Source organism: Enterobacter sp. 01-M-02-SI-ECC (assembly GCF_047530595.1).
GTDB classification, from domain to species: Bacteria; Pseudomonadota; Gammaproteobacteria; order Enterobacterales; family Enterobacteriaceae; genus Enterobacter; species Enterobacter cloacae_M.
In genome coordinates, this window is record NZ_JBLKCZ010000045.1 from 1 (window position 1) to 12,754 (window position 12,754).

A 12,754-nucleotide genomic window follows, 5' to 3' on the forward strand; every position below is an offset into this window, starting at 1 on the left:
GCGAAGCGGCGATTTACCGCCGGGAGCCCGGGTCGCCAGGGTGGTGGCGACTGAGCCACCCTGGCACGTTCACAGGCAATGTCGTTACAAAGTAGCAAGGAACATGAAGTGAACGGAATGACCACCACAGCCGTATGTTCCCCCTCACCCCAGCCCTCTCCCTTGAGGGAGAGGGAGCCGTCCGTGGAGGTATTATTATGTGGGGGTCCCTCAGCCCCGTGGGAGAGGGTCAGGGTGAGGGCATCAGGCGCACGAAACCTTAGATGTAGGCCGGGTAAGGCGTAGCCGCCACCCGGCAAAGCACTCAGCGCTGCTCGTTCAGCTCAGCAATATCTTTCGGCGTGGTGCGACAGCATCCACCGATTAATTTGGCCCCAGCCTCCAGCCACTGCGGTAGATACCCCGCCAGCGTCTCGCACGCTTCGCCGTGGTGGTGCCAGGTTTTGGTGACCGCATCATAATGCTCGCCCGAGTTCGGATAGACCACCAGCGGCAGCGACGTCAGGCTTTGCAGATGCTTCAGCGCCGCCGTAGTGTTTTCCAGTGCGATGCAGTTAATGCCCAGCGCGACAATCTGCGGAGAGTTTGCCAGCGCGCTGACCACCTCACGCAGAGGCGTACCGTCGCTCAGGTGTTCACTGTCCCGCAGGGTAAAGGAGAACCACGCCCGGGCGCGGGGGTACTCGGCCAGAAGCGCCGCCAGCGCCTTAATCTCAGTAAACGAGGGCAGCGTTTCGCAGGCCAGCAGGTCAGCGCCCGCATCCAGCAGCGCTTCCACGCGCGGGCGATGGAAGGCCGTAAACTCCCCGACGCTACGCACGTAGTCGCCGCGATACTCTGATCCATCCGCCAGATACGCGCCGTACGGCCCAACGGAGCCCGCCACCAGCAGCGTGCCCGCGTGCGGGTTTTCAGCCAGATACGCTTCGCGCGCCTTACGCGCCAGCTCCACGCTTTTACCGATCAGCGCGCGGGACTGCGCTTCGTCCAGGCCGCGCGCCGCAAATCCCGCAGGCGTGGCCTGATAGCTGGCGGTGATCGCCACCTGCGCGCCCGCGCGGTAGTAATCGAGATGCACTTCGCGGATGAGTTCCGGGTTTTCCACCAGCACTTTGGCTGACCAGAGGCTGTCTGCCAGGTTACAGCCGCGCGCTTCCAGCTCCGTCGCCATCGCGCCATCCAGCACCACAAACGGCTGTTTTTCAAGGATGGCGGTAAGCGGGTTATTCTGCGACATGTTCAGGCTCCTGCGATGTCATATTTCGGGTCAGGTAGTACGCACCATAACACAGAGCGACAAACGGAAGCCCGCAATAAAGGGCAATGCGCTGGCTTGGGTCAAACCACAGGCCGACACAGGCCACCACGCAGAGGATAAAACCAAGCACCGGCACCAGCGGATACCACGGCGCGCGATACTGCAGCGCAGAGAGCGGCTGACCGGACTGCAGATGGCGGCGACGGAAAACGAAGTGCGACGCGCAGATGCTGATCCACACCGCCACCACCGCAAAGCCAGAAATCGCCGAGAGCGCGACAAACACCGTGTCCGGGGCCACGACGCTGGAGAACAGCGCCAGCACGCCGCCGAGCATAGAGACCGAGAGCGCCGTCAGCGGCACGCCGTTTTTGTTCACGCGGGCAAAGCAGCGCGGCAGCGTTTTCTCATTCGACAGCGACCACAGCATGCGCCCGGAAGCGTACAGGCCCGAGTTCGCCGCCGAGAGGATCGCCGTCAGGATCACGAAGTTAACGATGTCTGCCGCGTAAGGAATCCCGACCTTTTCAAACACCAGCACGAACGGGCTCTTTTCCACGCCCGCCTGCTGCATCGGGATCAGCGCCGCCAGCACAAATACGGTGCCGATAAAGAAGATAATCAGGCGCGCAATGGTGGTGCGGATCGCAACCGGAATCACCTTGTGCGGATTTTCCGTTTCCCCCGCCGCGATGCCGATGAGCTCGGTACCGGAGAAGGCAAAGTTCACCGCCACCATGGTCATCAGGATCGGCAGGCCGCCGTGCGGGAACCAGCCCTCGGCGGTGATGTTGCTTAAGCCCGGCGCGGGTGAACCGTCCTGCATAGGGATAAAGCCAAAGACCGCCGCGCCGCCAAGAATAATAAAGGCGATAATGGTGATGACTTTGACCAGAGAGAACCAGAATTCGCCTTCCGCAAAGAAGCGCGTAGAGATGACGTTCAGGCCAAAAATCACCACGCAGAAGACCACGCACCAGGCCCAGACGGGCACCTGCGGGAACCAGTACTGCATGCAGAACCCGGCGGCGGTAAAGCTGGAGCCGAGCGCCACCGTCCAGGTGAGCCAGTAGAGCCACGCCACGGTGTAGCCCGTCGCCGGGCCAAGATAGCGGGCGGCATAGACGTGGAACGCGCCGGTTTCCGGCATCGCCACGGAAAGCTCGCCCAGACACTGCATCACCAGCCAGACCACCAGCGCGCCTATCAGGTACGCCAGCAGCGTGCCCGCCGCCCCGGTGGTTGAAATGATGTATCCGGTATTGAAGAATAACCCTGTCCCAATCACGCCACCCAGCGAGAGCATAATCAGGTGGCGTGTTTTCATGGTGCGTTTAAGCTGCCCATTTTCTTGTTGTGTTTGCATATTACCTTCTATACGTATGGACATCTAAACATCCAAAGAAGATGTGTTATACCGCGATTGTTAATAAAAAGCTAGATGACCAGACGCAAACGGGCACGCCTCGCGCTGAGTCTGGGGTGGGTCGTGAGGATCACATAGAGAATCGGACGCCAGGCCATAAGCACCTCCGCAAGCAGATACTTACAGCATGGTGCGGGAAAAGGCGATCTTCGGTCAGTCGAAAGTGGTATCCGCGAAGAGCGGATTCATACCGCAACACTGCCCGCAGGACGGTTAAGGCGCAGCCGCTACCCGGCGCAAGGTTGGTAATTCTCACAATCAGTTCTATAGTCGACACAGTTTCTTAGTAACCAGGACTGACTGATGCGCTTTAACGGACTGACCAAAGGTTTCTTTATCTTTATTCTTGCCCTTGTGACCTGGGCCTTCTTCGACGTGCTGTCGCCCTACTTCTCCGCGATACTCTGGGCCGCCATTCTGACCGTCATCTTCAACCCGGTAAAAAACAGGCTGCGCACCGCGCTGGGGGATCGCAACGGGCTTGCCTCGCTGTTGACCATCGGTATTATCTGCCTGATCGTCTTTATACCGCTGATGGTGATCCTCTCCTCGCTCGCCATTGAGCTGAACGTGGTTTATACGAAGCTTCAGGAGAACAACACCCAGTTCCCGGAAGTGGTGGCAAGCATCTTCAACCATCTGCCTGACTGGGCCAGCGGCTTCCTGGCGGATCACAACCTGACCAACGCCGCGCAGATCCAGAAAAAACTCTCTGACGTCGCCCTGCAGGGCGGGCAATATCTCGCCGGCAGCGCGTTCCTGATTGGCAAGGGCACGTTTGGCTTTGCGATAAGCTTCGGCATCATGCTTTATCTGCTGTTCTTCCTGCTGAAAGACGGCCCGTATCTGGTGCGCCAGATCCTCGACTCCCTGCCGCTGTCTGATTTCGCCAAGCAACATCTGTTCGCCAAATTCGTCGGCGTGTCGCGCGCCACGGTAAAAGGTACGGCGGCGGTGGCGGTGGTTCAGGGCATCCTCGGCGGGATTGCGTTTGCGATTGCCGGTATTGACGGCAGCGTGCTCTGGGGCGCGCTGATGGCCTTCCTCTCGCTAGTTCCCGCCATCGGCTCGGCAATAGTCTGGGTGCCCGCCGCCATCTTCCTGTTCGCCACCCACCAGGTGTGGCAAGGGCTGTTTATTGTCGGCTTCTTCGTGATTATCGTCGGGCTGGTGGACAATATCCTGCGCCCGCTGCTGGTCGGGAAAGACACCAAAATGCCGGACTACCTGATACTGATCTCCACCCTCGGCGGCATGGAGCTGTACGGCATTAACGGCTTTGTGATTGGGCCGCTCATTGCCGCGCTGTTTATCGCCTGCTGGAACCTCTTCTCAGGGCGCGATCACGAAGGTAACGCCGAAGAGCTGGACCCCGACTTCATCGAAGAAGGAAAAAATCCTCCAGAATTGTGAGGATGTGACGATATAGACCACACCAGGCGGCGCTGTGCCGCCTTTTTTTTCGCCTTAAATCAGACGATTTCTATAATTTGAAGAACGCCATCCTACTCATGTCGTAAAAGGATCATCAGGTGCGAATCGCGACGATAACAAACTGGGCCTATGGGGCCACGGTCTGCCTGACCATCGCCTCCGGCATTATCATGCTGATGGCGTCCAGTGCTGATACCCTCGAGCGTCAGGCCGTTGAACAACGCCAGCGTTTTGATGAGCTTACGGAAGATATCGAAACCGATGTCTGGGCACAGTCCGATTTAGCGCGCCTCTACGTCATCAAAAAAGATCCGCAAACGCTAAAGGAATATGGCCAGTCAGAAAACAACCTGAAGAGCGTTGAACTCGGGATTGAAAAGCTGCGGGACAAAGGCGCATCGGATGATGAGCTGTCCCTGCTGCGCGAAGGCATAAAAATAATCGATGAACTGCAGGACGAACAGCAGACGGCACTAACGAGCGCGGCGCAGGGAGAAGACGCGCAGGCCGTTGCGCTGCTCTACGGTGCGCCCTATGAGCAGGAGCTGGAGCGCGCGCAGAACCAGATCGATCACTTCCGCCAGATACTCGACAAACGCGTCATCGCCTCCGTTCAGGACGCGACAAAAAAATCGAAAGCGCTGCGTACCGCGTCTGAGCTGATGGTCGGCCTGACCGCCCTGCTGTTCTTGTTTGTTCTCGGCTTTATATTGAAGCGCCGCGTGCTGCGTCCCGTGGTGCGCCTGAGCGACGTGGTGCACCGCCTGGCGTCCCAGGATTACGCGGTTGAAACGCCCAATTTCAACCAGATTGATGAGATAGGCGATATGGCCCAGGCCATCCGCATCTTCCGCGAAAACGGCCTGGCGCGACAGCGTCTGGAAAGAGAACGCGATGCCGACTGGGCCATCCGCGAGCTGCTGGCGCGCATGACCCAGCGGCTGCAGGGGTGTGAGAACTTTAACGATGTGATTAACGTGGCGGAGCTGTTTGCGCCTAATATCGCACCGGGGATCGCGGGCCGACTTTACGTCCTTGACCGCGAGCCCTGGCAGATGCGCTGCGTCGCGCAATGGCTTTCGCCGGTTGGGGAAGAGACGAGCTTCCACCCGGACGAGTGCTGGGCCGTGCGCCGCGGACAGAGCCACCCGCCGGTAAACGGTGAGCCGGATATCGCGTGCTATCATCTTCCGGCCCACCAGGCGGATAGTTCGCTGTGCGTGCCGCTTATCGCCCAGGGCGAGGCCATTGGCCTGCTCTCCTTCCAGAATATTACGGCGGACAACGCCCCATCCCGCGCCTATCTGGAACTTATGGCCGAAGCGCTCGGTCTGGCGCTGGCCAACCAGCGTCTGCGCGACGCGTTGCTGGAAAAAGCCTTGTTCGACCCGCTCACCGGCCTGCGTAATCGTCATCATCTGGAAGATACCCTGCAAACCCAAACGGCACAGGCGTTGCGCACCGGCGAGCCGTTAAGCTGCATGATGATCGACATCGATCACTTCAAGAGCATCAACGACCGCTTCGGCCATGAAGCGGGCGATCAGGTGATTAAAAGCGTGGCGTCAATTGTCCAGCGGGCTGCCCATGACAACGGACTCGCATTCCGCTACGGGGGCGAGGAGTTTCTGGTGCTGCTTCCCGGTGCCGATGAACCAGAGGCGTACGCCTGCGCGCAGAAGATTTACACCGGCGTACATGAGCTGTCGATTCGCTACGGGCTGACCGAGATTGGGCCGGTGGACGTGTCGATTGGCATTGCCAGCTACCCGCAACATGCCCAGACTGACAACCTGCTGCGCGCCGCGGATGTGGCCTTGTACCGGGCGAAAGAGCTGGGCCGCGCGCGGATTGTGAGCTTTGGGATGCTGGAGGCGGGCTGACGCTTATTCTCGCGCCCTGACTTTCCCCGGTTCAGGCGCGCGTGATAGCCCAGAGCACCACAATCCCCAGGGCATTGCTCCGCTTTTCCACATACAGGATGGTATCGGAATAAACGTTACCCTGCGGGTTACAGATGCGGATCTCCTTCTTTAATTCCGGCTCGTAGACTTCCGCACCCGAGCAGCTGTGGCGGGTACTGGACTCATACCGGTAAGGTTTGCTCCAGGCCGAATAGTCCCCCTCCAGCAGCCAGGCCGCTGTAAAGACCAAGAACATGGCACCCGGCAGGCTGCAAATAAAGAAGCCGAGGTAGATTTTCACCGCGTCAGCAAGGCGCTTACCTTTCAGTCTCCCCTTTCTGATGAAATAGACCATCGGCACCAGCGCCAGCAGCAACGCCCCACAGGCAAGGTACTGCTCCCCGCGGTTCGAAAGGTATGTCACGCGGTAAATGTTGACTGACCAGACCACAAAACCCGATATCAGTACTATCCCGCCCGCGATAAGAGGGATCCAAAAGGAAAAATGCGCTTTTTTCATGGGGGACTCGTCCTTCTCATTCTTGCCGGGTCAGAAGGTCAATCATTGCCCGGGTGGCTGCCGACTGACGTCGGTGCGGTGCGAACAGCACGGAGAAAGGTCGCGACCGTCCCCGGAGTTGTGGCAACACCTCAACTAACTGGCCACGCTGTATTCTGTCCTGGACGATAAATTCATAGCTCTGGCAGATCCCCATCCCCTGCTCCGCGAGCGAAACCACGCCGAGTACATCGTCTGATATTTCGATGGTTGACCCCGGCAACCAGTCAATATCGCGCCCTTCATCCCGAAATACCCAGGGGGCAATGCGACCGGTACGCGGCATGATAAACGGCAGGCACTGATGGCGCTGCAACTCCTCCAGCGTCTGAGGTTTCCCTCTTCGATGCAGGTAGTCCGGGGAAGCGACCAGAAGCAATGCCGCGTCTTCCAGCTTTCGCCCCACAAGCCCGCTGTCAGGCAACTGTCCCAGACGGATCGTCAGATCGAACCCCTCCGCGATCAGGTCAACGTTGCGATTGGTAATGTTCAATTCAACCTGAACGCGCGGGTAGTGTTGGGTAAAGCGTGCCAGCAGCGGCGGCAGGCGGTAGTGGGCATAGGTCGTCGGGACACTCATTTTCACGCGACCGGTCAGATCCCCCTCCTGACCCCGGCCAACGCGTTCGGCGTCATCGAGCAGAGAAAACGCGGAGCGCGCCTGCTCAAGATAGACGCGCCCTGCTTCAGTCGGCCCCACCCGGCGGGTCGTGCGCTGTAACAGCTGCCTTCCAAGACGCGCTTCCAGGCGGGTGACCGCGCGACTCAGTACCGAAGGAGTGGTTGAAAGGGCAACCGCTGCGGCAGTAAAAGAGCCATGTTCAACAACAGCAATGAAGACTTCAACGTCTCCGAGGTAATCGAATTTTCGGCTCATTTTGCTCTCTCAGGAACAAATCTTTTTCAATTTGGCTAATTTATCTCCCGTTGGGCGATGAGTAAAGTGGCCTACATTCATCACCTGAACGTGCCACCGGAGACTTTCAATGTTCAACCGCCCCCTTATTCTGCCCGCCATCGCATTGGCGGCATTGTTTACTTTCCCGAGTGTAGTCAACGCGGCGAATAACCCGCCTCTGGAGCGCTGGCGAAGCTACGCCGGCGTGAGCTGGGATTCCGCTCAAGACGGAAAGATACCGGCGACGTTTTCCGGTTCGGTCAATGTCCCTATTGCGGGTATCCACTTTGATGCAATGGACCGGGCCTTTGTCAGCACGCCCCGGCTGGTTTCAGCTGCGGCTCCCGCGACATTAAGCATTCTTGATACCACTGCGCAGTCTGGCCCTGCCCGCCTGACGGCGTTTCCCTCCCGCGAGGGGAATGCGGTAAACACCGATCCTGCTAAGAGCCTGCGCAACGTGCTCGGTTTTTATGTTGACCGTAAAAACGGCTGGCTATGGGCGCTGGACATGGGGTTTGTTGCAGGCGAAACAGAATCCCCCGTGGGGGCGCAGAAACTGCTTGTACTGGATCTCCACTCTGGCCGCACCATCAAACGTATCGCCCTGGATGGCGTAGCGGACCGCAAGGCCAGCTTCCTTAATGATGTGGTGGTCGATGAGAACCGCCGTGTCGCCTATATCTCCGACAGCGGCTCGCGGAGTGCGCCGGAAAACCGTGTGGGCGTGATTGTCGTGGACTTCGCCACCGGTAGGGCACGACGCGTACTCGATCGTCACCCTGCGCTGCAGATTGAACCTGGCGTTAACGTTGTCTCGCACGGGGCTGAAGTATGGCCGGGTAAACCATTGCTGATTGGCATCAATGGCATTGCACTTTCTCCCGATGCGAACACGCTGTACTGGACAGTGACAACCGGCACGCGTGCGTATGCGGTACCGACCGCAATACTCAGACAGCCAGCTTCAACCGATGTGCAAATCGCCGAACAGATCCGCGATCTGGGCAGAGTGGGAGGCAACACCGACGGTATGGTGACAGATGAAAAAGGTAACCTCTACATTACCGATGTCACACGCAATGGTATCGTCAGATACGACCCTAAGACCCTTTCCATGTCGCTGATTGCGGCAAGCGAAGAGGTGCGCTGGCCAGACACGCCGGCAATCCGTCCGAACGGAGACCTTGTATTTACCTCGAGTCGCCTCAGTGACCACTTCGCGGGAGCCGTTAAACCGGGAGAGGAACGCTATGATTTGTGGCGCTTGCGTCTCGATGCTTTACAAAAATAAGGGCAAATAAACCAGGAGCCCAGCATATGGGGGCTCCTGATTTTACACGATCTTATTTCCTTAAAGGCTGAACGTGGTGTCTTCCCCCTGCTCAGGAAGAAGCGGTTAACATTGCGCTCCTGGATATTCCGTGAGCCGCATTTTACTTCACGCTTCACCGAAGTAACGCACGTTTGCACAACGTAGACTGGGCCTTCGTTAATCAGAGGATGATAAAATGAAAATCCAGCAGGTCGATTTTGCTTCTTTATATTTTGGTACACCGGTCGCCATTATCTCCAGCCAAAATCCTGACGGTTCAACCAACCTGAGCCCGGTCTCCTCGTGGTGGATCCTTGACCGGAATATCGTATTCGGGCTTGGCACCTCCGGAAAGTGTTATGAAAATATCACGGGCAACCCCGATATTGTTCTGAACATTCCGGACAGCAGGCTCTGGCCGAATATTGAAGCTATCGCAAATAAAACGGGAAAAGCATCCCCACCGGAATGGAAGAAAAAGATGGGATATGTTTTTGAACCGGATAAGTTTAGCTGCGGAAATTTCCATAAAGAAAAGGCAGTAACGATTAACTCATTGAGAATTAAAGAGTGTCCTGTACAAATAGAGGCTCGGGTTTGCGGTATAGCGCCCCTGACAGGTTCACAGGGGAACCTGGTGTCCGTTGATGCCGCGATAACCTGCGTCCACGTTTCTGAGGCATTATTAATTCGTACTCAGAGAGGGGTGAAATTTAACGTGGAGAAATGGAATCCCCTCTATTACCTGTTTCGCCACTATTTCACGCTGGGTAATCGACTCGGTCAAAATTTCCGACACGATGAGTAACCCGGTCTTTTTGACTGCGGAAAGGTTTAAACTTTTCGTGATATTCTTTCTTTACTCCCCTTAGTTCCTATACTCGATCCATATTCGCCACTGTATTAACACCTGTCACGCGCAATACGTTGCGCATGACAGGTGAAGATATTTTGTTCCGGAAAAACGTCTATGTCGAAACTGGATTTGAGGTCCAAAAAAACCTGGGGGGCGCTGGCAGCTATCGCCGTTGTCGCCGGTACGCTGGCTTCTGCTTTTGCATGGACGGCGGGCTGGTTTGGGTCACGCACGGTCAGCCAGGCACTGGTGGGTGAAACACCGAAACCCTTCCCGCCAGGTTTTCGTCGCGCGCATGGAAAAGGCATCTGCTTTACCGGCACCTTTACGCCAAACGGCTCGGCGGATTCTCTTTCAACCTCCCGCCTCTTCTCACAGCAGGAAGTGCCCGTGGTGGGCCGATTCTCTATTGGTACCGGCGATCCGCATGCCCCGGATAGTACGACCAAAACCCTGAGTATGGCGCTGCTGCTGAAGACAGATGACAAGCAACAATGGCGAATGGCGATGAACAACGAGCCTTTCTTCGCCACCCACAGCCCGGAAGGTTTTCTGGCCTTGCGAAAAGCCACTGCTGTTGATGCAGCTACCGGAAAACCGGACCCGCAGCGTCTCAAAGACTTTTTAAAAGCGTACCCGGAGGCGGAGAAATACCTTAAATGGGCGACACAAAAACCCGCGCCCGGCAGCTTCGCGGGCGCGACGTTTTACAGCATTAACGCCTTTTACCTTGTGAACGCGCAGGGGGATCGTCAAGCCGTTCGCTGGATGATGCGTCCGCACGAGCCTTTCCTTTCGATGAGCGCTGAACAACGACAGAAAGCCGATGACAACTTCCTGTTTGAAAACCTGCGTCAGCGTCTGGCGCAGAAGCCACTCTACTGGGATTACGTTTTGCAGCTCGCACAGCCGGGCGATCCGGTGGATGATCCTTCCCAGCCATGGCCGGAGGATCGCAAGCAGATGGTGGCCGGCACGCTGGAAGTGACGCGGGTCGAAGCACAATCCACAGGCGCGTGCCGCGACGTTAACTTTGATCCTTCTGTCGTTCCTGCAGGCGTTGCGGTGTCTGATGATCCCATCTTAAACGCCCGCTCCGCAGCCTACTCCCACTCTTTCAGTCGCCGCGAGCGGGAAATCGGCTACGGCAAGGCCACTGAAGCCGTGCAAAAGCAGGAGGTAAAATGAGCCCGAATAAAAATATACGAGAGCACGCGCCGCAGCATTTCAATATCCTGGCGCGAAGCCTGCACTGGCTGATGGCGGGGATGATCCTGGCGATGCTTTTCATCGGTGCCGCGATGATGACGTCGTTACATCACCGGATTTGGTTAATCGACCTGCACCGGCCGCTGGGTATCGCCATTTTACTGTTGGCAGTGGTGCGTCTGGTCAACCGGCTCCTTAGCCGGACGCCTCCACTACCTCCCGATTTGCCCGTCTGGCAGGTGCTTGCCGCAAAGGCATCACATTGGATGTTGTATGGGTTAATGCTGGCAATGCCGCTGCTGGGCTGGGCGCAACTGTCGGCAGCGGGCCTGCCGATTGTGATGTTTGATGGCGTCAACCTGCCGGCGATTGTCCCGACCAGCCCAGCGCTGTATGCCTGGTGTCACGACGCCCATAGCCTTCTGGCAAAGTTGCTTTTTGCTGTGGTGCTGGTCCATCTCTCTGCCGCACTCGTTCATGCGTGGATCTACCGGGACGAAGTGTTTTCCAGCATGGCGAGAGGGGGTAAGTCGGCGTCAACCATCCAGGATGACCTGAAGTAAGTAAAGCGATGCGGGACAAGCACAATCGGAATGTTCGAGTCCTCACATATCATCGTCATCCTGAAGCTACAGACACAACCAGGACGCGTATTTAGTCTCCAGATTCGCGCCCCAAAAAGCCACGGACATCCAAAAATTGTCGTGGAAGTTAATATCAATCAATTAAAGCGATTATTTTTTAAACAGAAGAGCATTTGTGCCCATAATTTTAGCTTTTATCAAAAAGTTAAGCGTCGCTCGAGTATCAAACTCTCTGTCATCCGCAACGCCTAACTCATTGATTAAAATGAGTTTACCTCAACAAAAACGATAAAACCCCTTACTCCCCAACAAAATATATCAACTCGTGTGATATCTAAATTATAATTCTTATACTTATGTTAAAAAGGTGGAGGTCAAAATGCGATTAACCCTACTGCTGTTATGCTGTCTCGTACAAAGTGTAACCTGGGCTGGCGAACTGCCAAAACCAGTTGGTAAACCCATTTTAACGATTTACGGTAATATAGAAAATACCAATGAAAATGGAAAAGCAGTGTTTGATCTCGCCAGCCTTGAAAAACTGGGTGTGGTGAGTTTTGAGACGACATCTCCCTGGTATAACGGTCGCACGAAGTTTGAGGGTGTTCCCATGAATAAACTCATGGATTATGTGGTGCGAAGGGAACTAATGTTAATGTTATTGCGCTCAATGATTACTCTACCGTGATCCCTCTCAGCGACTTTAAAAAATACAACGCCATACTTGCCTTAAAGATCAATGGCGAATATATGCGCATTCGCGATAAAGGCCCATCATTCATTGTATACCCCTATGACAGTCTTCCTGAGTTGAATAATCAAATTTATTACTCGCGTTCAGCATGGCAGGTTAGCAAAATGAAGATTGAGTAGTCGTTCAGGAGAACATAATGAACAGGATACTGGTTGGTATCATTTTTTCTCTTTTTATCACGACAGGATATATTGCATTTCTTGTTTACGATCGAGAGCAGGAATTGCAAAAACTGACTCAATACACTGAGTCCTGGTCCGTGGCACAACTGGTATCAGAGTATTACCGTTTTGAATCATGGCTTGGTCTATACGCAACCGATACCGATGACGTTACGATAGACCAGGTCCGCATGCGTCTTGAAATTATGCTAAGCCAGAGCGATTTAATGAAAGGGGGAGATTTAGGTCGCTATATTGACAGCGATAAAGCGCATCAGGAACTCGCTTTTCGCTTAGGGAAGGTGCGAATAAGCAGGTCATTTCTTCCCAAGCTGACTCGCTGATTAAAATTTCGCGGATCTGGGCCGATTTTTTTCCCGCAAACACATCGAATCA

10 protein-coding genes and 2 pseudogenes are annotated in these 12,754 nt (G+C 55.8%); 8 read left to right on the top strand and 4 right to left on the bottom strand.

The window, feature by feature from the left end:
• Window positions 1–304: 304 nt before the first annotated feature.
• Together mmuM and mmuP are read right to left on the bottom strand one after the other, a co-directional pair.
• Window positions 305–1,237, bottom strand: a complete 933-nt coding sequence (gene mmuM, locus ACMWLG_RS24610; RefSeq protein WP_045400591.1) for a homocysteine S-methyltransferase — start codon at window positions 1,235–1,237, stop codon at window positions 305–307.
• Window positions 1,224–2,624, bottom strand: a complete 1,401-nt coding sequence (gene mmuP / locus ACMWLG_RS24615; protein WP_023334652.1) for an S-methylmethionine permease — start codon at window positions 2,622–2,624, stop codon at window positions 1,224–1,226. The genes mmuM and mmuP overlap by 14 nt, the downstream gene beginning before the upstream one ends.
• A gap of 363 nt (window positions 2,625–2,987) precedes the next feature.
• On the opposite strand from mmuP, the gene ACMWLG_RS24620 reads away from it, so the two are divergent.
• Together ACMWLG_RS24620 and ACMWLG_RS24625 are read left to right on the top strand one after the other, a co-directional pair.
• Window positions 2,988–4,097: an AI-2E family transporter gene (locus ACMWLG_RS24620; protein WP_045400588.1), complete on the top strand. Its 1,110-nt coding sequence runs from the start codon at window positions 2,988–2,990 to the stop codon at window positions 4,095–4,097.
• A gap of 119 nt (window positions 4,098–4,216) precedes the next feature.
• On the top strand, window positions 4,217–6,001 hold the full coding sequence (locus ACMWLG_RS24625) for a diguanylate cyclase (RefSeq protein ID WP_045400586.1): 1,785 nt from the start codon (window positions 4,217–4,219) through the stop codon (window positions 5,999–6,001).
• 31 nt (window positions 6,002–6,032) lie between these two features.
• Here ACMWLG_RS24625 and ACMWLG_RS24630 read toward each other — a convergent pair whose 3' ends face one another.
• Window positions 6,033–6,542: a hypothetical protein gene (locus tag ACMWLG_RS24630; protein WP_045400583.1), complete on the bottom strand. Its 510-nt coding sequence runs from the start codon at window positions 6,540–6,542 to the stop codon at window positions 6,033–6,035.
• A gap of 16 nt (window positions 6,543–6,558) precedes the next feature.
• On the bottom strand, window positions 6,559–7,458 hold the full coding sequence (locus tag ACMWLG_RS24635; RefSeq protein WP_045400580.1) for a LysR family transcriptional regulator: 900 nt from the start codon (window positions 7,456–7,458) through the stop codon (window positions 6,559–6,561).
• Between the two features lie 109 nt (window positions 7,459–7,567).
• Here ACMWLG_RS24635 and ACMWLG_RS24640 point away from each other — a divergent pair, with 109 nt between their 5' ends.
• From ACMWLG_RS24640 to ACMWLG_RS24665, 6 genes and pseudogenes are all read left to right on the top strand, one after another.
• On the top strand, window positions 7,568–8,773 hold the full coding sequence (locus tag ACMWLG_RS24640; protein ID WP_045400578.1) for an L-dopachrome tautomerase-related protein: 1,206 nt from the start codon (window positions 7,568–7,570) through the stop codon (window positions 8,771–8,773).
• 217 nt (window positions 8,774–8,990) lie between these two features.
• A complete protein-coding gene (locus tag ACMWLG_RS24645; protein WP_045400576.1) occupies window positions 8,991–9,602 on the top strand; it encodes a flavin reductase family protein in 612 nt (203 codons plus the stop codon).
• Window positions 9,603–9,764: 162 nt separating this feature from the next.
• The gene (locus ACMWLG_RS24650) at window positions 9,765–10,838 is read left to right on the top strand and encodes a catalase family peroxidase (RefSeq protein ID WP_045400574.1); all 1,074 of its coding nucleotides are present in this window, start codon (window positions 9,765–9,767) and stop codon (window positions 10,836–10,838) included.
• A complete protein-coding gene (locus ACMWLG_RS24655; RefSeq protein ID WP_045400572.1) occupies window positions 10,835–11,422 on the top strand; it encodes a cytochrome b in 588 nt (195 codons plus the stop codon). Before ACMWLG_RS24650 ends, ACMWLG_RS24655 begins: the two co-directional genes overlap by 4 nt.
• Before the next feature lie 400 nt (window positions 11,423–11,822).
• Window positions 11,823–12,316, top strand: a pseudogene (locus tag ACMWLG_RS24660) (molybdopterin-dependent oxidoreductase).
• Between the two features lie 17 nt (window positions 12,317–12,333).
• Window positions 12,334–12,663, top strand: a pseudogene (locus ACMWLG_RS24665) (GGDEF-domain containing protein); the annotation flags it as partial.
• Between the last annotated feature and the right edge of the window lie 91 nt (window positions 12,664–12,754).